Genomic DNA, 19,576 nt, shown 5'->3' on the forward strand with positions numbered 1-19,576 from the left:
GCCATGTTCCAGCGTATTGCCTTCAGTGCCGGCGTGGCCGGCCTCCTTGCGGCCCTGTTGCTGAGTGCCCTGCAAAGCCTGTGGCTGACCCCGCTCATCCTCCAGGCGGAAACCTACGAGGTCCAGACCGAGGCGCCCGCCATGGCCGGACAGCATCATCATGGTGAAGAAGCAGCCTGGACGCCGGCGGATGGCTGGCCGCGAACCCTGTCGACCTTTGGCGGTAACCTGGTGGTGGCGGTAGGCTTCGGCCTGATCCTGGCGGGCCTGTTCAATCTAAGAGGCCCGACCCGCCTGCACCAGGGCCTGCTGTGGGGCCTGGCCGGCTATGCCACCTTTTGCCTGGCGCCCAGCCTCGGCCTGCCGCCGGAGCTACCCGGCACGGCCGCGGCGGATCTCACCCTGCGTCAAGCCTGGTGGCTGGGCACTGCCGGTGCCACTGCCGCGGCGCTCGCGCTCCTGGCGTTCACTCGCCATCCCGGCTTCAAGATCGCCGCCCTCGAGCTGCTGCTCATTCCCCATCTGCTGGGTGCGCCCCAACCCGTCGCCCAGGCGAGCCTGGCACCGGAGGCCTTGCAACGGCACTTCCAGATCGCCGTGCTGGCCAGCAACCTGCCGTTCTGGCTGCTCCTGGGACTCGCCTGCAGCTGGCTGTTCCATCGCCAGGCGCCTCAGGCCTGATGGCGCTGGTCCTGGGCCTGGGTTGCCGCCGGGGCTGTTCGGTGGAGGAGCTGACCGCGCTGGCCCTGGCAGTGCTGCAGGAGGCCGGCTGCGACCCCAACGCCCTGACGGCGCTGGCGACGGTGGACCGCCGTGTGGAGGAAAACGCACTGCAACACCTGGCCCAGCGCTGGCAACTGCCCTTGCAGGGCTTCTCCGCCGAACGTCTGGCGCAACAGGAGGGCATCGCCGCGCCGAGTGCGGTCGCCTTGCAACACACCGGCAGTCCCAGCGTGGCTGAAGCCGCGGCCCTGGCTGCGGCCGGTGAAGGCGCCCGGTTGCGGGTCGGCAAGCGCAAGAGCGCGGCCGCGACGGCAGCGCTGGCTTACGCCTGAGCGACCCCTTCCGCATCAGTGTCTCTGACCCGGGCGCGGACATGGATGGGGCTGAAGGGCTCGTTCTGCACCAGCTCCACCAGGGACTCCTTGACCAGCTCGAGGATGGCCATGAAGGTCACCACCACCCCGAGCCGGCCTTCATCCAGGGTGAACAGCGCCACGAAGGGTACGAAGGCGCCATCCTTGAGGCGCTCCAGCACCTGACTCATGCGCTCGCGGGTGGACAGCACCTCGCGGGTCACCTGGTGACTCTCGAACAGGTCGGCGCGGCGCAGGACCTCGCCCATGGCCAGCAGCAACTCGCCCAGCTCCACCTCGGGTAGGAGCTTGCGCGCCCGCGCCTCGGGCGCCGGCAAGCTGGGCACCACGAAGTTGCGTCCCTCCCGCGGCAGGTCGTCGAGGTCCTCGGCGGCCTTCTTGAAGCGCTCGTATTCCTGCAGCCTGCGGATCAGTTCGGCGCGCGGGTCTTCCTCTTCGGCCTCCAGGCCTTCGGCGCGCGGCAGCAGCATGCGCGACTTGATCTCCGCCAGCATGGCGGCCATCAGCAGGTATTCGGCGGCCAGCTCCAGTTGCACCGCCTTCATCAGCTCGACGTAGCTCATGTACTGCCGGGTGATCTCGGCGACCGGAATGTCGAGGATGTCGATGTTCTGCTTGCGGATCAGATAGAGCAGCAGGTCGAGGGGCCCCTCGAAGGCTTCGAGAAAGACCTCCAGCGCATCCGGCGGAATGTAGAGGTCCTGGGGCAGTTCGGTGAAGGCCTCGCCATAGACCAGCGCCAGGCGCAGCTGCTCGGGCTCCAGCAGCTGGGGGTCCAGGGCTTCGCTCATGCTTCGATCATGAAGGGCGTGGGATCGCCGGCACCGACGCGGATCACTTCCGGCTCGTCGTCGGCCAGGCTGATCACGGTGGAGGGCTGCAGGCCACCCGGACCGCCCTCGATCACCAGGTCGACAAAATGCTCGAGACGCTCGCGGATCTCCCAGGCATCGCCCAGGGCTTCGTCATCCCCCGGCAGGATCAGGCTTACGCTCATCAGCGGCTCGCCCAGCGCCTCCAGCAGCGCCAGGGTGATGGGATGCTGGGGCACCCGCACGCCGATGGTGCGCCGCTTGGGATGCAGCAGCATGCGCGGCACCTCGCGGGTGGCATTGAGGATGAAGGTATAGGGCCCTGGTGTGTAGGCCTTGAGCAGGCGGAAGGCGCTGGTATCCACCTTGGCATAGATGCCCAGCTCGGAAAGATCGCAGCACACCAGGGTGAAGTTGTGCTTGTCGTCGAGCTGGCGGATGCGGCGGATACGCTCCACCGCGCTCTTCTCGCCGATACGGCAGCCCAGGGCATAGGACGAATCGGTGGGATAGGCGATGACACCGCCGGACTGAATGATTTCCACGGCCTGACGAATCAGCCGCGGCTGGGGATTCTGCGGATGAATCTCGATGAACTGGCTCATTGGGGTTCCCGATTCTGAGGGTACAGCGGTTGACTGAAGCGCGCCCAGAGGGGCGGCAGATCTTCGGGCAACGGGCGGTACATCCCCAGCTCCGACCAGTCGGCCGGCGCATGGAAATCGCTACCCGCACTGACCATCAGACCGAATTCCCGCGCCAGAATTGCCAGGGTGCCGACCTGCTCCGCCGGCTGCACGCCATTGACCACCTCGATGGCGTGGCCACCGCCGGTGACGAATTCGCCGATCAGCTTGCGCAGTTTGGTACGGGTGAAGCCATAGGCCAGCGGGTGGGCCAGACTGATCCATGCCTTGGCGCCCTTCAGGGTCGCCAGGGTTTCGGCCAGGGTCGGCCAGTGCTGCTTGACGTCGCCGAGCTTGCCGCCGCCCAGCCACTTGCGAAAGGCATCGCCGCGGTCTTCGACGAAGCCGGCCTGCACCAGGTATTCGGCGAAATGCGGCCGGGCCGGCGCATTGCGACTGTCACCCAGGGCCAGCTGCACCGCCCGGGCGCCGTCCAGGGTACCAGGCATGCCCTTGGCCGCCAGCCGCCGGTCGATTTCCCGGGCGCGTTCCCAGCGTCCCTCGTGCAGGGCCTCCAGCGCAGCGTTCAATTCGGGCGCCTCGAGGGCGAAGTTGTAGCCCAGCACATGCAGGGTCGCCCCGCCCCAGGTACAGGACATCTCGATTCCTGGCAGCAGACGCAGACCCAGGTCGTCCGCGGCTTCCAGGGCTTCGGCATAGCCATCCAGGGTGTCGTGGTCGGTGATGGCCAGCAGTTGCACCCCGCGCTCATGGGCGCGTCTGACCACCTCGGCGGGCGCGAAGGCGCCGTCCGACGCGGTGGTATGACAGTGCAGGTCGATACGCATGGCTTTCTCCTCCGGCTTCATCAGGTATTATGCCGCGATGCACTGCTATCGGCTGCGTTAATGAAACAATTCATCGATTTCATCCCCCTGCTCCTGTTCTTCCTGGTCTACAAGCTCGATCCGCGTCCGCTGGAGTTCGCCGGGCACGCCTTTACCCTGGGCGGCATCTTCAGTGCCACCGCAGTGCTGATCGTCGCGTCCCTGGTGGTCTACGGCGCGATCTTCGCGACCCAGCGCCGGCTGGAGAAGAGTCAGTGGCTGACGCTGATCGCCTGCCTGGTGTTTGGTGGCATGACCCTGGCCTTCCATAGCGAGACCTTCCTGAAATGGAAGGCGCCGGTGGTGAACTGGCTGTTCGCCCTGGCCTTCCTGGGCAGCCATTTCATCGGCGACAAGCCGCTGATCCAGCGCATGCTGGGCCACGCGGTGCGCCTGCCAGCGCCTATCTGGACGCGGCTGAACATCGCCTGGATCGTCTTCTTCATCGTCTGCGGCTGCGCGAATCTCTACGTGGCCTTCACCTACGAAAGCTTCTGGGTCGACTTCAAGGTCTTTGGCAGTCTGGCGATGACCCTGGTGTTCATGCTCGGTCAGGGCCTCTATCTGGCGCGCCATCTGCAACCCATGGATGAACCGCGAGACTGATCCCATGAGCCAGATACTGCTGATCGACGACGACCAGGAACTGTGCGACCTGCTTGGTGCCTGGCTGAAACAGGAAGGCTTCGAGGTCACCGCCTGTCATGCCGGCAGCGACGCCCGCAGCCAGTTGCGCGAGGCGACGCCGGACGTGGTGGTGCTGGACGTGATGCTGCCTGACGGCAGTGGCCTGGAATTGCTCAAGCAGCTGCGCAGCGATCATCCGCAACTGCCCGTGCTGATGCTGTCTGGACGGGGCGAACCGCTCGACCGGATCCTCGGCCTGGAGCTGGGTGCCGACGACTACCTGGCCAAACCCTGCGATCCGCGCGAACTCACCGCGCGCCTCCGAGCCATCCTCAGACGCAGTCATCCGGCCCAGCCCGCGGCCCGCCTGCAGCTGGGCGACCTGTCGCTGAGTCTGGCGCGCGGCGTCGCCAACATCGGCGAAACCGAGATCACCCTGACCCTCACCGAGAGCCGCATCCTCGAAGCCCTGCTGCGGCAACCGGGCGAACCCCTGGAAAAGCAGGCCCTGGCCCAGGCGGCCCTGGGCCGCAAGCTGACCCTCTACGATCGCAGCCTGGACATGCATGTCAGCAATCTGCGCCGCAAACTCGGCAGCCATGCCGACGGTCGTCCGCGCATCCTGGCGCTGCGGGGCCGCGGCTACTACTACAGCGTCTAACCCACCGCGCAGCCTTTACCCCCTCTTTACCCCCGCTGACCGCCACTGACTCCCCCGCTCCTAGACTGGGCTCATCCGGTGTTGCACCGGTCATCCCAAGGAGATTTCCCGATGCGCAAACTAATGCCCGCCGTGCTGTTCGCCGCCCTGCTGCCGACCCTGACCCTGGCCGCTACCCAGGACAGCACCGACATCACCCCGCCGCCCCACGGTAAGCTGATGGATGGCGGTCCGCGTGGCGATGGCCCCCTGCGCGGCCTCAAGCTGACCCCCGAGCAACGCGAGCAGGTCGGCAAGCTGATGGGCGAGGAACGCCAGCAGCAGCGCGAGATCGTCAAGAGCTACCTCGACAAGCTGCCCGAGGATCAGCGCAAGGCCCTGCACGATCAGCTGGATGGCAGTCGCGACAAGACCCGTCAGTCCATTCGCGCCCTGCTCAAGCCCGATCAGCAGAAGCGCTTCGACGAAATGGAAAAGAAGCGTGAGGATCGCGCCAAGGAGTGGGCCGAGTTCCAGCAGTGGAAGCAGGACCACAAGTCCTCCTGATCCCCGATCGCTGCGCCGATGGTCCTCGGCGCAGCGTCTGACCAAGAACCTGCCCAAAGTCTCGCGAGCTAGAGACAAACAAGGCGAAAATGCCTGAGGAAGCGGAGTTTACGAGTGGTAAATGAGCATTCCGCAGGCATTTTCAACGCCGTTTGGCTGACGCGCAGCAGACTTTGAGCAGCTTCTAAGGCGACTGCATGGTTTTTCGTTCCCTCTTCTGGCGCATCTTCGCCACCTTCTGGCTGGCCATCCTGTCCGCGGTCGGTCTGACCATGCTGCTCGGCCACCTGGCCGACCAGGATTCCTGGATCCTCGCGCAGCATCCCGGCCTGCGCGACCTCCCCGAACAGTGGGTGCAACGTTATGAAAACGACGGTCCCGCCGCCGCCCAAGGCCTGCTTGAACAGCGCAAGGGCCGCTACGGCATCGATGTGCTGGTGCTGGGCGAGAACGGCTCGCCCCTGGTGCGCGGCACCCTGCCACCGCGCATCTTCGACCAGGATCTCGACCAGCCGCAGCGTCAGCAGCGCCCCGGCCCCGGCGCCCGCGACCCCAACCGGCCGCTGCCCTGGCGACGCCTGACCGACGAATACACCAGCCCGAGCGGCCAGACCTACCTGTTCATCTACCACCTGCCCACCCCCGAGCTGGGTGCCTGGCGTCGCCAGAGCCTGTTCTGGCCGGTCGGCATGCTGGCCATCGCCACGGTGGTACTGACCCTGTTCAGCCTGCTGCTGACCCTCAGCCTGACTCGCCCGCTCAATCATCTCAGGCGTGCGGTCCATGATCTCGGGCAGACCGCCTATCAGCAGGACACCCTCGCCCGCCTCGCCCGCCGCAAGGACGAACTGGGCGTGCTGGCCGAAGACTTCAATCGCATGGGCGCCCATCTGCAGCGCCTGATCGACAGCCAGCGGCAGCTGCTGCGCGACGTGTCCCACGAGCTACGCTCCCCGCTGGCCCGCCTGCGCATCGCCCTGGCGCTGGCCGAACGCTCCGATCCCCATGACCTGGGCAACATGTGGCCGCGCCTGACCCTGGAATGCGATCGCCTGGAAACCCTGATCGGCGAGATTCTCGCCCTGGCCCGCCAGGAAGCGGATCCCGGTCCGCCCGAGCAGCTGGAATTGCACCCGCTGCTGGAAGGCCTGGTTGAGGATGCCCAGCTCAGCGCCCCGCAGCAGCGGGTAGAGCTGGACGTTCCCGCCGCCCTGCGGCTAGACGGCTGGCCCGATGTGCTGGAACGGGCCCTGGACAATCTCTTGCGCAATGCGCTGCGCTTCAACCCGCCCGCCCTGCCGATCGTCATCTCGGCGACAGCCGCCGCGGGCGAGGTGTGCATCCAGGTGCGTGACCATGGCCCCGGAGTCAAGGTCGACGACCTGCCCCGGCTGGGTGAGCCCTTCTTCCGCTCGGATCAGCAGCACGCCACCGGCTATGGCCTGGGGCTGGCGATCGCCCGCCGCGCCATCCAGCGCCATGGTGGCGAGCTGCACCTGAGCAATCACCCGGACGGCGGCTTTCTCGCCACCGTCACCCTGCCGCTCAGACCGGTCCTGACCAATGGCTGACCTGGCCGCTCAGATCGCGCGGCGCCGGGATCCGCGGCGCCATCTCCGGCGTGCCCAGGTAGATGTAGCCCACCAGCTGTTCGTCCTCGGCCAGTCCCAGCCCCTGCAGCACCCAGGGATCGTAGCTGAACTCACCGGAGCGCCAGACCGCACCCAGGCCCAGGGCGAAGGCCGCGTTGACCAGGCCATGCGCCACGCAGCCGGCGGTGATGATCTGCTCCTGGACCGGCACCTTGGGGTGTTCCTGGGGCGTGGCGACCACGGCGATCACCAGGGGGGCCCGCAGCGGCATGCGCCGCGCCTTGTCCAGGGCCGCCGCATCGGCGTCGGGCTCGCGCCGGCGCAGGGCTTCGGCATAGAGCTCGCCGAGCGCCGTGCGGGCGGCGCCGCTCACCAGGATCAGCCGCCAGGGGCGCAGCAGCTTGTGGTCCGGCGCCCGGTCCGCGGCGCGCAGCAGGGTCTCGAGTTGCGCGGGCGTGGGGCCCGGTTCGGTCAGGCGACCGACCGAGGCGCGATTGCAAAGGGCTTCGAGGGCATCCATAGCGTCTCTCCTGTAAAGATGCCGCAGTGTACCCCAGGGACGACTGCCGAATTTGGCTGTCACAGCAGCGAAATGGCTGACATTCTTGGCCGCTACCGGGGCGGTCGGCTAAGATCGCGAATGCTAGAAAACCCGGCCGCTTTCATCGTCGCGAACGGAGTTATCCCGACCTCTCGCCTTTTTCGAAACGGACCCGACAGATGAAGTTTGCGCTCAACCGGTTCCTCGCTGCGTCCGGTGACAGCCTGGGCGTCTACTACGCCCGGGTATTCGCCTATCTGATCGCTGCCGCCAGCGTCACCGCCGGGTACTACACCCAGGCCGATGCGGTGGGCCTGTGGCTGATCCCCTATGCCCTGCTCTACCCCCATGTGGCCCAGACCCTGAGCCTCAAGCTCAGACGCGATCGCGGCGCCCAGACCGATATCATCCTCGCCGCCTTGGACGCCATCCATGTCGGCATGGCCGCGGTGGTGTTGCGCTTCCCGCTGATGCCCACCCTGATGCTGCTGTTCATGCTCGGCTATACCAGCATGCTGCGCGGTGGCCCGCGCCTGCTCGGCCTGTGCCTGCTGTTCGCCACCAGCGCCGCGGCGCTGGGCAGCGCCACCTTCTTCCAGGGTGTCGACCTCACCAGTCCGCTGCTGGTGGCGGTCACCAGCGTGGTGGGCACCATGCTGCACCTCTGGGGCACCGGCTACTTCCTGCATCGCCAGCGCAAGCGCCTCATCCAGATCAACGACGACCTCAAGCGCGAGCAGGAAAAGTCGGCGATCCTGGCGCACAACCTGGCCAAATACCTCTCGCCCCAAGTCTGGGAATCCATCTTCACCGGCAAGCAGCACATCGCCCTGGGCACCCAGCGCAAGAAGATCACGGTGTTCTTCTCCGACATCAAGGGCTTCACCGAACTGTCCGAAGAACTCGAGGCCGAAGCCCTCACCGACATGCTCAACAACTACCTCAACGAGATGTCGAAGATCGCCGTCAAATACGGTGGCACTATCGACAAGTTCGTCGGTGACTGCGTGATGGTGTTCTTTGGCGACGCCAACAGCCAGGGCGCCAAGAAGGACGCCGTGGCTGCGGTCTCCATGGCCATCGCCATGCGCAAGCACATGAAGGTCCTGCGCCAGCAGTGGCGCAGCCAGGGCATCAACAAGCCGCTGGAGATCCGCATGGGCCTGAACACCGGTTACTGCACGGTCGGCAACTTCGGCTCCAGCACGCGCATGGACTACACCATCATCGGTCGCGAAGTGAACCTGGCCAGCCGCCTGGAGAATGCCGCCGATGCCGGCGAGATCCTGATCAGCCACGAGACCTACTCGCTGGTCAAGGAAACCATCATGTGCCGCGACAAGAGCTGGATCACCGTCAAGGGCTTCAGCAAGCCGGTGCAGATCTATCAGGTGGTGGACTTCCGTCGCGACCTGGGCGCCTCTCCCAGCTATGTCGAGCACGAACTGCCGGGCTTCTCCATGTACCTGGATACCAACAACATCCAGAACTACGACAAGGAGCGGGTCATCCAGGCGCTGCAGCTGGCAGCGGAAAAGCTCAAGGACAAGGTAATTCTTTAAAGCGACCGCAGACCCTGCGGCCGAATCTGGACGTACCTCGGCGCCCTTGGCTGGGCGCAATCAGACCGCTAGCGCAGGCGGCATCCGGACCGCTGCCCGGTAGGATGCTGATATATCGCTGACAGCCACCAAGCACAGCCAAGCCCGCCCTCCCTTGGCAATACTCATTGCCGCCCAACAGATCGCATCTTGGCTCGGCAAAGAGACGGCGGTCTGAGCTGAAGCGAACGTGCTGCTGCGGCCCCGCTGGAAAGGCCCAGGCCTTCGATACCCAGGCTGCCCTGCCCCTTCCAGGAGCATTCGACGCCGAAGACTTATCTGTGACTCTAGGACGAGCACTCCAGTGATTAGGCATATCCCTTTGTGCCGCTGGCGAACCGGCCTATCCCGATTTGCAGGAAAGGCACAGCCGGGCGGCGATCAGCCTTGACCAGCGTATCTTCGCGTCACAGGGTACCGATGCTGGCAAGGTGCAGCCCAACCTCCTGAGCAACTTCCACAGTGGGCCTTCGATAGCGCCCCGTAGCCCCTCCACGCAACGTGGAATCTCGCGAAGCGACTTTAATAAGCCATGAACATGCCGGCAGCATGATTTCCAAAGAAATACTATCAGCATATCAATTTTCGGCCTGCTTATTACATGCATGCCAATACCTATCGCGCGGACCGGCGTATCTTCGTTATATGAACTAGCCTAACCAGGCCAAGCCGCCAACCACAGGTATTTCAGAAAAACGCAGCAGTAATCAGGAACATCCACTACAAATCACCACCCAAGCAAGAACTATCAATTAAGCAGAAGGCGCGTACACTCACCCGCACCCTTAGCACCGGCACCCGACCACCACATACGAATACCGTCATCTTATAATCCGACAATATATAACTTCCTAACCGCCTCTCTTGCCACCCACTATTTTTTCGCCAAACATATACTCTTCATTTACTGCCGAAGGCCATTTATCATGGAATTCCAAACAGAAGAGCCGTCATCCTTTTCCAACCTGGAAAGCCCCGTAGAAGTCTATACGGAGTGGGATCCCCTGGAGGAGGTCATAGTTGGCATAATGGATGACATCCGCGTACCTGAATGGGATACCGGTCTGAGAGCCATCATACCCAGAGAGTCGAGCGACTTTTTCCAGACATACTCTGGACAGCGATTTCCGGAAGAACTGGTCATCAAGGCCAGGCAGGAAGTCAATACGCTGGCCAGGATCCTGGAAGCCGAGGGCATAAGAGTAAAACGGCCAAACGAGTTCAATCACCATCAGCCCATAGTGACTCCCCATTTCACTACAGGTGGCACCTTCTACTCCGCCATGCCAAGGGACTGCCTTTTCGCAATCGGCAAAAAGATCATTGAAGTGCCCATGGCCTGGCGCAGCCGTTACTTCGAGACCTTCGCTTTTCGTGACATCCTGAACGATTACTTCAGCAGAGGTGCGGAATGGATCTCAGCCCCCAAGCCGATGCTGAAAGAAAACATCTGGAAAAGGGATTATGACTTCGATCAGGAGATTCCATTCAACTCCATAATCACTGAGGTGGAACCGCTATTTGACGCTGCCGACTTCATGAAGATGGGCCGCGACATCATCGGCCAGCGTAGCCATGTAACGAATAACAAGGGCATCGAATGGCTGCGCAGAACCCTCGGATCGGATTATCGCATCCATATCTATGAGTTCGAAGAGCCAGGCCCCATGCACATCGACACGACGATACTGCCGCTGGCGCCAGGCCGCGTACTCGTCAACAAGGGCTGGGTACCGCAGATTCCTGACATCTTCAAAGATTGGGAAATCCTGACTCCGCCGCCGTCCAACCTGCCCGACGACCATCCTCTTTACATCACTTCCAAGTGGATTCACATCAATGTGCTGATGCTGGACGAAAGAACGGTGGTCGTCGAGCAGGACGAGGAGGCTCTGATCAACGCCTTCCGCCAGTGGGGTTTCAAGACCATCCTCTGTCCCTTCAAGCACTTTCAGACCTTCGGTGGCTCCTTCCACTGTGCCACGCTGGATGTCAAACGGCGCGGAAGCCTGAAAAGTTATATCTGAAGACTTCCGGCGCCCATCTGGAAACAGTGGGGCGCTCTAAGCGCGCAGGGCCCGAGGCCCTGCGCGCACCAATAGCCGCAAGCATGACAGGATTTGGAAATGCAGCTCGAACATACGGTACTGATCGTTTCTTCCGACCTGGATGTCGCCTTGAACGTAGCGGCGCTCAAGGCGAAGTATGACCTGCAGACCTGGAGGTTCGTCTTTCTGCTGGAGGATTATCTGGGCGAGGCGCGAGAGGAATTGAAACGCCCGGAAAACTTTCTCGTCTCTGACTTCGCCATCGCCACCGAGGTAGAGGCAGCCCTTGATAAGATAGCTCGCCACTACAGCATTTCTACCGCGGTGGCTTTCGACGAATTTTCGCTCTACGTAGCCGCTTCAGCAAATGAGCGCTGGCAACTTCCAGGCATCACCCGAGAAGAGGCGCAAAGGTTTCGCGACAAGAAGAAAATGAAAGAGATCGCTCAGCGCGCAGGAATCAGGACCGCCAGAGAAATAACGCTCGATGAAATCAAGCTTGGGCAGGTGCAGTTTCCCATCATCGTCAAACCGCGTTCGCTGGCGGGCGCTCAAGGCGTCCGGATCATTACCGAAGCAGACGAAATGTCGTCCATCGATATCGATTCGAACCCTGAATATCAGGATATGAGCAAACATCAGTATCTTATCGAAACCTATAATCCAGCCTGCATCTACCATATTGATTGTATCGTCCGTAAAGGAACACTGGCCTTCCTATCGGTCGGCGAATATCTAGGCAAACCCATGGATTTCCTGCAGGAAAAACCGGTCGGCGTGATAGCGGTTCCCGAGGAGATGATCGAGAATATCTGGCGCCATTTTACCGAAGCCGTGATAGCCGCCTTCGATGCGCCTGACGGGGTCTATCACATAGAGGCCTTTGCTGGCGCAGAACTGCTGGAAATCGCCTATCGACCTGGCGGCGCGGCCATTGTCGAGATGATAGAGATGGTCTACGGACTGGACCTGAAGCTAATCCATCTCGCGGCACAACTGGGCTTGGAACCTTCACTAGATATCCAGCGGAAGGCCCAAGCCTTTGGCTATATGACCTTTCCTAAAAAGCACCTTTCCCTCACACCGCTTTACGTCACAGAGGTGGCCTTACCACCCCTGGAAAATCTGCCAACGCTTAGCACCCATTCGATACCCAAGGCCGGCGACGTCGCGTCGGGAGAATTCTACTGCTACAAGGACTCGCTGGGCTCATTCGTCTTTTGCGGCGATCGCGATCTCGTGCTTCAGGACATCGACTACCTGAACAGGCATTACAGCGTCGCTGTTGACGCTGAACCGTAGATAGCGGCCTGGGACCGCTGCTCCCACAGATATCCGCCACGACCAAAGGCCCCGTTCATCATGAGAATTGACCAGCCCAACACCCTATTGATCATTTCCTCCGAACTGGATGTCGATAAGGTGGTCGCCAGACTCAGGGACACCTATGAGCTAGCGCGATGGACATTCGTCTACCTCCTGGAGGACCTGCTGGGCCAGGCTGGAGCGGAACTGGTGCGGAGCGACACCTTCCTGGTCCGGGACTTCGCCGTCCATGGCGAAATTGACAGCGTCCTTGATCGAATCGCCGACACCTACGCCATTACCGCAGTCCTTCCCAATGACGAATTCGCGGTGCACGTCGCGGCGTGGGCCAACGAACGCTGGGGCTTGCCAGGGCTTACGCTCGATATGGCTGTGCGCTTTCGCGACAAGAAGCGGATGAAACAGATCGCCCAGCTGTTCAACATACCCACCGCCAAGGAACTTACCCTCGACGAGCTGAAAAGCGGCGCGGCGACCCTTCCGGTCATTCTGAAACCCCGATCGCTGGCGGGCGCCGTGGGAGTCAGGATCATCACCGATGCCCGCGAGCTCTCCGGCCTCCCCCGCGATACGGGTGACAGCTACCAGGACATGAGCGAACACCAGTACATCATCGAAACCTATAACAGCCAGCCTCTGTATCAACTCGATGCCATCGTTCTCGGCAAGCAACTGGCGTTCCTCAGTGCCGGTGAATACCTGGGGAAACCCATCGACTACCTTGCCGAGCAACCACTGGGGTATCTCTCAGTTCCCCAGGAGGATCTCGAGGCGCTCTGGCGTCCCTTCGCCGAACGGGTGATAGCTGCGTTCGATTGCCCTGACGGGGTCTATCACATCGAAGCCTTCGGCGACGCAGGCGCTGGTTTGGAATTGCTGGAAATCGCCTTCCGCCCGGGCGGCGGACATACGACCGAGATGATAGCGTTCGCTCATGGCCTGGACCTGCGCCTGCTTCACCTCGCCCTGCAACTCGGCCTCTGTGAATCCCTGCAGGCCAGCCGCCGCTGCGAAGCCTGGGCCTATATGATGTTTCCGAAAAAGCACCTGTCCCGCGAAACGCTCCATGTCTCCCACCTGACGCTCGCAGCGATCGAAAGCCTTCCGACATTGAGCATGAAGACCCTACCGCGTCCGGGAGACATAGCGTCGGGTGCCTTTTTCTGCCACAAGGATGGCCTGGGTACTTTCGTATTCTGTGGCGAGCGGCGAAGAGTCGCCGAAGACGTCCAGTACGTTCTGGAACATTACCAGGTACATCTCGCTGTCAGAGGCAGCTAGCCCTTAGCAGCGCTCGCAATCCCCGCTCCTCTCACCGTTCTCGCCTGAGACCGTTCCCGTGGATTTGGCGACCTACCAGTCCCTTCGCAGGCGCCGGGAAACGGCGACCCGTAGCGTATACGTGCGTGAGTACAGGGTTGGTCTTACCAGGCTTCCAGCGCAACAAAAAGGCCCCGACGCCTTGCAGCGCCGGGGCCTCTTATCGCCAGGCAAAAGCCTCGGGATCAATCCTCGCGATAGCGACGCAGGCGCAGGGCCTTGCCGGCTACGCGGGTGTCCTTGAGCTTGGTCAGCAGACGCTCCAGGCCTTCCTCGGGCAGTTCCACGAGGCTGAACGAGTCACGGATCTGGATGCGGCCGATGGCCTCGCGATCCATGCCACCTTCGTTGATGATGGCACCCAGCAGGTTCTTGGCGGCGACGCCATCACGGGCGCCCAGGGCGGTGCGGCAGCGCACGCGGCCTTCCGGCAACGGCTGCATCGGACGACGCTCGCCACGGTCCGGACGCTCACCACGCTCGGGACGATCGCCCCGTTCGCTGCGCTCGCCACGGGGACGCTCGCCACGGCCGGCGCCGGGGGTGAGCGGCTGCTCGCGACGGACCGACTCGATGTCCAGGGCGCGGCCGCTGGTCAGCTTGGCCAGCAGGGCCGCGGCCAGGGTCGAGGGATCGCACTGCAGACGCTCGCACAGCTCCTGACGCAGGGCGCCATGGGTGGTGTCAGCATCGGCCAGCAGCGAACCCACGCCATCGGCCAGGCGGGAGATACGGGCTTCCAGCACGGCTTCGGCGTCGGGCAGGCGGATCTCGCCGACGCGCTGACCGGTGACGCGCTCGATGACCTGCAGCATGCGGCGCTCGCGCGGGGTGACCAGCAGCAGCGCGCGACCTTCACGACCGGCACGGCCGGTACGACCGATACGGTGCACGTAGGATTCCGGATCGTAGGGCATGTCCACGTTCAGGACGTGGGTGATGCGCGCCACGTCCAGGCCGCGAGCGGCGACGTCGGTGGCGACCACGATGTCCAGCGAACCATCCTTCAGCGACTCGATGGTCTTCTCGCGCTGGGCCTGGGGCATATCGCCGTTCAGGGCGCTGACACGATAGCCCTGGCGTTCCAGCAGCTCGGCCAGGTCCAGGGTCGCCTGCTTGGTGCGCACGAAGGCGATCAGGGCGTCGAAGTTCTCCACTTCCAGCAGGCGCAGCACCGAGGCCGGCTTCTGGTCGGCGTGGACCATCAGGTGCGCCTGCTCGATGCGGGCGACGGTCTGCGTCTTGGCCGCGATGCGGACGTGTTGCGGCTCCTTGAGGTGACGCTCGGCGATGGCGCGGATCGACGGCGGCAGGGTCGCCGAGAACAGCACGGTCTGGCGGGATTCCGGCATGGCTTCGAAGATGAATTCGAGGTCATCCATGAAGCCCAGCTTGAGCATCTCGTCGGCTTCGTCGAGCACCAGGTGCTGGACGGTGGCCAGCAGGTTGTCGTCGCGACGCAGGTGGTCGCACAGACGACCGGGGGTGGCGACCAGAACCTGGGCGCCCATGCGCAGGGACTTCAGCTGCGGGCCCATGGGCGCGCCGCCGTAGAGGGCCACGACCTTCACGCCGGGCATCTCGGTGGAATAGGTTTCGCAGGCGGTAGCCACCTGCAGGGCCAGTTCACGGGTGGGAACCAGCACCAGAATCTGGGGTTCGCGGCGGGACGGGTCGAGTTTCGAGAGCAGCGGCAGAGCGAAGGCTGCGGTCTTGCCGGTACCGGTCTGGGCCTGGCCGATCATGTCGTGGCCGGAGAGAATTACCGGGATGGACTGCGACTGGATGGGCGACGGCTCTTCGTAGCCGACGGCCTTGATGGCGGCGAGGATGGCGGGATTGAGATTGAGCGCAGCGAAACCGCTGGTGTCCTGGGTCATTGTCTTGCCTCGTGTGCTTCGCAAAGACCCCAAAGCCAAGAGCTGCGCTTATCCGAATGACCGAAGTCGCCCAGGCAGCCAAGGTGTGAGCTTTTTGCGAAATAGCGGATGAAAAAGGGGTGAAGCGTCTAGGATTGTTCGCCGTCGGGCGAACGCACGACCGGTGTGGCCGTGGCGGCGGACCGGGAAAATGCAGTTCCTGAACGGAAGGTCAAAAAGACCGGGGCGAATGATACCCGAACCCTGGACATTTCTCCAGAGAACCTTGGTCTACTTTTGTGGTCAGGTTGCCGCACGCAGGTTGTCCAGATAGGCCTCCACATCGAACCCTATCCGCGGGGTCAAATCCCGGGCGCGCTGCCGCGTGCCCGCCTCGTCCAGCTCCTGCTCCAGACTGGCCGGCACCAGCAGGATGACATTGCCCTCGACCACCGGGCACTCCCAGTAATGATGGCGGAACAGGCCGCGCAGCAGTGCGGCGCCCAGGGGCTTGCCATCGGTGGCGCTCCACTGGTTGATCATCAGCCAGCCGCCGGGGTTGAGCTTGGCCTGGCAGTTTTCCAGGAAGCGCCAGGCCAGGTGGGCACTGGAGGGGCCGACATCGGTATAGAGGTCGACGAAGATCAGATCGGCAGGCGCCGCGCTGTCGAGCAGATCGAGGGCATCGCCGATGCGGATGGCCAGGCGCGGGTCCTCGTCGAGGCCCAGATGCTGGCGCGCCAGGCGCGGCACCGCAGGACGCAGCTCCAGGGCTTCCACCGCCTCCAGGGGCAGCCACTTGAGGCAGGCCTGGGTCAGGGTGCCGGCGCCCAGGCCGAGAAAGAGCGCCCGCCGCGGCTGCGGGTGGCAGAGCGCGCCCAACAGCATGGCGCGGTTGTAGTCGTATTCCAGCCAGGCGGGGTCCGCGGTGAAGACGCAGCTTTGTTCCACCTCCTCGCCAAACTCCAGGAAGCGATAAGGCCCCACCTCCACCACCCGGATCCGGCCATGGTCATCGACGACCTCTTCCAGCAACACTTCCGTCTCGACCATCACCACCCTCCTCTATAGCCGCCCATGGTAGCCGCGATGGGCACTGTCTATCGAGCGTTGCGCCCGTCATCGGTTAGTATGGAAGGCTTCGTCGCACCACTCAGAGAGAATCATGTCCGCGCCCTGGAGCCCCACCAGCTGGAGAGGCCTGCCCATCCAGCAACAGCCCGAATACCCCGATAAAGCCCGTCTCGCCGATGTCGAGCGCACCCTGGCCGGCTATCCGCCGCTGGTGTTCGCCGGCGAAGCCCGCGAATTGCGCCGGCAGTTCGCCGAGGTCACCCAGGGCCGGGCCTTCCTGCTGCAGGGCGGCGATTGCGCGGAAAGCTTCTTCGAATTTTCCGCCGGCAAGATTCGCGACACCTTCAAGGTGCTCCTGCAGATGGCGGTGGTCATGACCTTCGCCGCCGGCTGCCCGGTGGTCAAGGTCGGCCGCATGGCCGGCCAGTTCGCCAAGCCGCGTTCCTCCGGCGACGAGGTCCAGGACGGCGTCTCCCTGCCAGCCTACCGTGGCGACATCGTCAACGGCATCGACTTCACCGAAGGCAGCCGCATCCCCGACCCGCAGCGCCTGATCCAGGCCTACAACCAGTCCACCGCGACCCTCAATCTGCTGCGCGCCTTCGCCCAGGGCGGTTTCGCCGACCTGCACCAGGTGCATCGCTGGAATCTGGACTTCATCGCCAACTCGGCGCTGGCCGACCGCTACCACCAGCTGGCGGACCGCATCGACGAGACCCTCGCCTTCATGCGCGCCTGTGGCCTGGACACCGCACCCCAGGTCAAGGAAACCAATTTCTTCACCGCCCACGAGGCGCTGCTGCTCAACTACGAGGAAGCCTTCGTCCGGCGCGACAGCCTGACCGGTGACTGGTACGACTGCTCGGCGCACATGCTCTGGATCGGTGACCGCACCCGCCAGCCCGACGGCGCCCACGTCGAATTCCTGCGCGGCGTGAACAATCCCATCGGCGTCAAGGTCGGTCCTTCCACCACCAGCGAAGACCTGATCCGCCTGATCGACACCCTCAACCCCGAGAACGATCCGGGTCGCCTCAACCTCATCGTGCGGATGGGCGTGGGCAAGGTCGGCGATCACCTGCCGCGCCTGATCCAGACCGTCGAGCGGGAGGGTCGCCAGGTGCTGTGGAGCTCCGACCCCATGCACGGCAACACCATCAAGGCCTCTACCGGCTACAAGACCCGGGATTTCGCCAGCGTGCTGGGCGAGGTCAAGGAATTCTTCGGCGTGCACCAGGCCGAGGGCACCTACGCGGGTGGCATCCATATCGAGATGACCGGCCAGAACGTCACCGAATGCATCGGTGGCGCCCGCCCGGTCACCGAAGACGCCCTGTCCGATCGCTACCACACCCATTGCGACCCGCGCCTGAATGCCGACCAGTCCCTGGAGCTGGCCTTCATGATCGCCGAGACGCTCAAGGGCATTCGCCGCTAAGGAAGAGCGCGGCGCGCTCTAGTGCCGCGCCACCGCCTCGCGCAAGACGTCCGCCGGCCCGTGCAACTGCAGGTCGGCGAGACCGAGCCAGTCGGCCAGGGCGCGCAACCGCCCCGCCAGGGCATCCAACCCCTCGTCATCGAGCCCCGCCGCCTCCAGATGCACGGCATGCACCGCCAGCCGTGACTGCGCCCGCTCGGCGCGCAGATCCACCCGCGCCGCCAGCCGCTCCCGGTAGAGAAAGGGCAGCACATAGTAGCCATAGACCCGTTTGGCCGCCGGCGTGTATATCTCCAGTCGATAGCGAAAGCCGAACAGCTGCTCGGTGCGCTCACGCTCCCAAACCAGCGAATCGAAGGGCGACAGCAGCGCCGCGGCGCGCACGGGGCGCCCGGGATTGGGCGTCTCGGCGACATAGGCCGGCTTCGACCAGCCCTGCACCTGGAGGGGCTGCAGACTGCCCTCCTCCAGCAATTCGGCGAGGCCCTGGCGGGCTTCGGCCGGACTGAGACGAAAATAGTCACGCAGCTGGACCTCGCTCGCCACGCCCAGGGCACGGGCGCTGCGCAGCAGCAAGGCGCGGCGGGCGGCTCCGGGCGCAACGGCCGGCGCCGCAAGGATTTCCGCCGGCAGCACCCGCTCGGGCAGGTCATAGAGACGCTCGAAGCCGCGCCGCCCGGCCACCGTCACCTCACCGGCGGCGAACAGCCACTCCAGCGCCAGCTTGCCCGGACTCCAGTCCCACCAGGGACCGGCCTGCTCGACCCGCCGAGCCAGGCTGCCGGCGCCCAGGGCACCGCGCTGCACCACCGCCTCCAGGGTCTGGGCGACGACCTGCGGCTGTTCGACGGCGAAACGCGCCAGCTGCCGATAGATGCCGATGCCCTGGCGCGCCTGATCGCGCCGCCAGCGCAGCTCGGCCCAGACCTCGGCCGGCACCAGCGAAGCCTCGTGGGCCCAGCATTCATAGAGCTGGCGCTTGCGCCCCTGGCCCCAGGCCAGGGCATCGAAATCGGCGAAGGCATAGTGGCCGAGACGGCTGAACAGCGGCAGGTAATGGGAGCGCACCAGCGCATTGACCGAATCGATCTGCAGCACGTTCAGGCGTGCGGCCTGGCGATACAGGGCGGCGGGACCCGCGCCACCCTTGGGTTGATTACCGAAACCCTGGGCGCGCAAGGCCAGACGCCGGGCCTCGCGCAGGGAAAGGCTGTCCATCCGAGCTCCTGAAAGAGGAAGGGATCTTTCACCCTAGCAGGATCGGCGGCGGCGCTCCTCCGCGGGCTGCTGCCAGAACGGCTTGTCGGCCTCCTGCCAGGCATCGGCGCGACTCAGGCCGAGGTCGTGCAGCGCGTTTTCATCCAGCCGATAGAGCGCTCGGCGTTGGCGGGAAAGCTCTATCGCCCGCCGCAACCAGGCCCAGACCTGCCGCAGACGAGAGGTGACGCCCGCAACACCAGGGGAACGCCCGGACGAATCTCGGTGAGCTATGAGCTGAACCATGGTGCATCTCCTTCTCCA

The 19,576-nt window shown here is 63.9% G+C and carries 19 protein-coding genes; 11 read left to right on the top strand and 8 right to left on the bottom strand.

Features of this window, described 5'->3' with window-relative positions:
• Window positions 1-3: 3 nt before the first annotated feature.
• Both PSK12I2_RS0118245 and PSK12I2_RS0118250 read left to right on the top strand, forming a co-directional pair.
• Entirely contained in the window at window positions 4-681 is a 678-nt protein-coding gene (locus PSK12I2_RS0118245; protein WP_027599501.1) for a CbtA family protein, read from the top strand.
• Window positions 681-1,055 (top strand): cobalamin biosynthesis protein, encoded by a 375-nt coding sequence (locus PSK12I2_RS0118250; protein ID WP_027599502.1) that lies wholly within the window; start codon window positions 681-683, stop codon window positions 1,053-1,055. The genes PSK12I2_RS0118245 and PSK12I2_RS0118250 overlap by 1 nt, the downstream gene beginning before the upstream one ends.
• Here PSK12I2_RS0118250 and PSK12I2_RS0118255 read toward each other — a convergent pair.
• The 3 genes from PSK12I2_RS0118255 to PSK12I2_RS0118265 all read right to left on the bottom strand — a co-directional run bounded on the left by PSK12I2_RS0118255 (window position 1,046) and on the right by PSK12I2_RS0118265 (window position 3,383).
• A complete protein-coding gene (locus PSK12I2_RS0118255) occupies window positions 1,046-1,774 on the bottom strand; it encodes a ScpA family protein (RefSeq protein ID WP_169853965.1) in 729 nt (242 codons plus the stop codon). The genes PSK12I2_RS0118250 and PSK12I2_RS0118255 overlap by 10 nt on opposite strands.
• A 110-nt stretch (window positions 1,775-1,884) precedes the next feature.
• Complete coding sequence (locus PSK12I2_RS0118260) at window positions 1,885-2,514, bottom strand: L-threonylcarbamoyladenylate synthase (RefSeq protein WP_027599504.1); 630 nt, start codon at window positions 2,512-2,514, stop codon at window positions 1,885-1,887.
• Window positions 2,511-3,383: a PHP domain-containing protein gene (locus tag PSK12I2_RS0118265; protein WP_027599505.1), complete on the bottom strand. Its 873-nt coding sequence runs from the start codon at window positions 3,381-3,383 to the stop codon at window positions 2,511-2,513. The genes PSK12I2_RS0118260 and PSK12I2_RS0118265 overlap by 4 nt, the downstream gene beginning before the upstream one ends.
• A gap of 60 nt (window positions 3,384-3,443) precedes the next feature.
• Here PSK12I2_RS0118265 and PSK12I2_RS0118270 point away from each other — a divergent pair, with 60 nt between their 5' ends.
• From PSK12I2_RS0118270 to PSK12I2_RS0118285, 4 genes are all read left to right on the top strand, one after another.
• Window positions 3,444-4,028 carry a septation protein A gene (locus PSK12I2_RS0118270; protein ID WP_027599506.1) on the top strand — a complete coding sequence of 195 codons (585 nt, stop codon included), beginning with the start codon at window positions 3,444-3,446 and terminating at the stop codon, window positions 4,026-4,028.
• A 4-nt stretch (window positions 4,029-4,032) separates the two neighbouring features.
• Window positions 4,033-4,710 (top strand): response regulator transcription factor, encoded by a 678-nt coding sequence (locus PSK12I2_RS0118275; protein WP_027599507.1) that lies wholly within the window; start codon window positions 4,033-4,035, stop codon window positions 4,708-4,710.
• Between the two features lie 111 nt (window positions 4,711-4,821).
• Window positions 4,822-5,256, top strand: coding sequence for a Spy/CpxP family protein refolding chaperone (locus PSK12I2_RS0118280; RefSeq protein ID WP_007158486.1), 435 nt, complete (start codon window positions 4,822-4,824; stop codon window positions 5,254-5,256).
• Window positions 5,257-5,453: 197 nt separating this feature from the next.
• Window positions 5,454-6,827 (top strand): HAMP domain-containing sensor histidine kinase, encoded by a 1,374-nt coding sequence (locus tag PSK12I2_RS0118285; protein WP_027599508.1) that lies wholly within the window; start codon window positions 5,454-5,456, stop codon window positions 6,825-6,827.
• On the opposite strand, the gene PSK12I2_RS0118290 is transcribed toward PSK12I2_RS0118285, so the two are convergent.
• Window positions 6,802-7,368, bottom strand: coding sequence for a nitroreductase (locus PSK12I2_RS0118290; protein WP_027599509.1), 567 nt, complete (start codon window positions 7,366-7,368; stop codon window positions 6,802-6,804). The genes PSK12I2_RS0118285 and PSK12I2_RS0118290 overlap by 26 nt on opposite strands.
• Before the next feature lie 200 nt (window positions 7,369-7,568).
• Here PSK12I2_RS0118290 and PSK12I2_RS0118295 point away from each other — a divergent pair, with 200 nt between their 5' ends.
• The 4 genes from PSK12I2_RS0118295 to PSK12I2_RS0118310 all read left to right on the top strand — a co-directional run bounded on the left by PSK12I2_RS0118295 (window position 7,569) and on the right by PSK12I2_RS0118310 (window position 13,645).
• Window positions 7,569-8,951, top strand: a complete 1,383-nt coding sequence (locus PSK12I2_RS0118295; RefSeq protein WP_007158489.1) for an adenylate/guanylate cyclase domain-containing protein — start codon at window positions 7,569-7,571, stop codon at window positions 8,949-8,951.
• Between the two features lie 965 nt (window positions 8,952-9,916).
• On the top strand, window positions 9,917-11,017 hold the full coding sequence (locus PSK12I2_RS0118300) for an amidinotransferase (RefSeq protein WP_027599511.1): 1,101 nt from the start codon (window positions 9,917-9,919) through the stop codon (window positions 11,015-11,017).
• A 99-nt stretch (window positions 11,018-11,116) separates the two neighbouring features.
• Window positions 11,117-12,340: an acetyl-CoA carboxylase biotin carboxylase subunit family protein gene (locus PSK12I2_RS0118305; RefSeq protein ID WP_027599512.1), complete on the top strand. Its 1,224-nt coding sequence runs from the start codon at window positions 11,117-11,119 to the stop codon at window positions 12,338-12,340.
• A 60-nt stretch (window positions 12,341-12,400) separates the two neighbouring features.
• Entirely contained in the window at window positions 12,401-13,645 is a 1,245-nt protein-coding gene (locus tag PSK12I2_RS0118310) for an acetyl-CoA carboxylase biotin carboxylase subunit family protein (protein ID WP_027599513.1), read from the top strand.
• A 224-nt stretch (window positions 13,646-13,869) separates the two neighbouring features.
• Here PSK12I2_RS0118310 and PSK12I2_RS0118315 read toward each other — a convergent pair whose 3' ends face one another.
• Both PSK12I2_RS0118315 and PSK12I2_RS0118320 read right to left on the bottom strand, forming a co-directional pair.
• Entirely contained in the window at window positions 13,870-15,564 is a 1,695-nt protein-coding gene (locus PSK12I2_RS0118315; RefSeq protein ID WP_007158490.1) for a DEAD/DEAH box helicase, read from the bottom strand.
• A 282-nt stretch (window positions 15,565-15,846) separates the two neighbouring features.
• Window positions 15,847-16,596 carry a spermidine synthase gene (locus PSK12I2_RS0118320; protein ID WP_027599514.1) on the bottom strand — a complete coding sequence of 250 codons (750 nt, stop codon included), beginning with the start codon at window positions 16,594-16,596 and terminating at the stop codon, window positions 15,847-15,849.
• 112 nt (window positions 16,597-16,708) lie between these two features.
• Here PSK12I2_RS0118320 and PSK12I2_RS0118325 point away from each other — a divergent pair, with 112 nt between their 5' ends.
• The gene (locus PSK12I2_RS0118325) at window positions 16,709-18,055 is read left to right on the top strand and encodes a class II 3-deoxy-7-phosphoheptulonate synthase (protein WP_007158492.1); all 1,347 of its coding nucleotides are present in this window, start codon (window positions 16,709-16,711) and stop codon (window positions 18,053-18,055) included.
• 18 nt (window positions 18,056-18,073) lie between these two features.
• On the opposite strand, the gene PSK12I2_RS0118330 is transcribed toward PSK12I2_RS0118325, so the two are convergent.
• Entirely contained in the window at window positions 18,074-19,273 is a 1,200-nt protein-coding gene (locus PSK12I2_RS0118330; RefSeq protein WP_027599515.1) for a winged helix-turn-helix domain-containing protein, read from the bottom strand.
• Window positions 19,274-19,306: 33 nt separating this feature from the next.
• Window positions 19,307-19,558 carry a DUF1127 domain-containing protein gene (locus tag PSK12I2_RS0118335; protein WP_027599516.1) on the bottom strand — a complete coding sequence of 84 codons (252 nt, stop codon included), beginning with the start codon at window positions 19,556-19,558 and terminating at the stop codon, window positions 19,307-19,309.
• Window positions 19,559-19,576: the final 18 nt, after the last annotated feature.

The sequence above is a fragment of the Pseudomonas sp. MOIL14HWK12:I2 genome, from assembly GCF_000510745.1.
Classification (GTDB): domain Bacteria; phylum Pseudomonadota; class Gammaproteobacteria; order Pseudomonadales; family Pseudomonadaceae; genus Chryseomonas; species Chryseomonas oryzihabitans.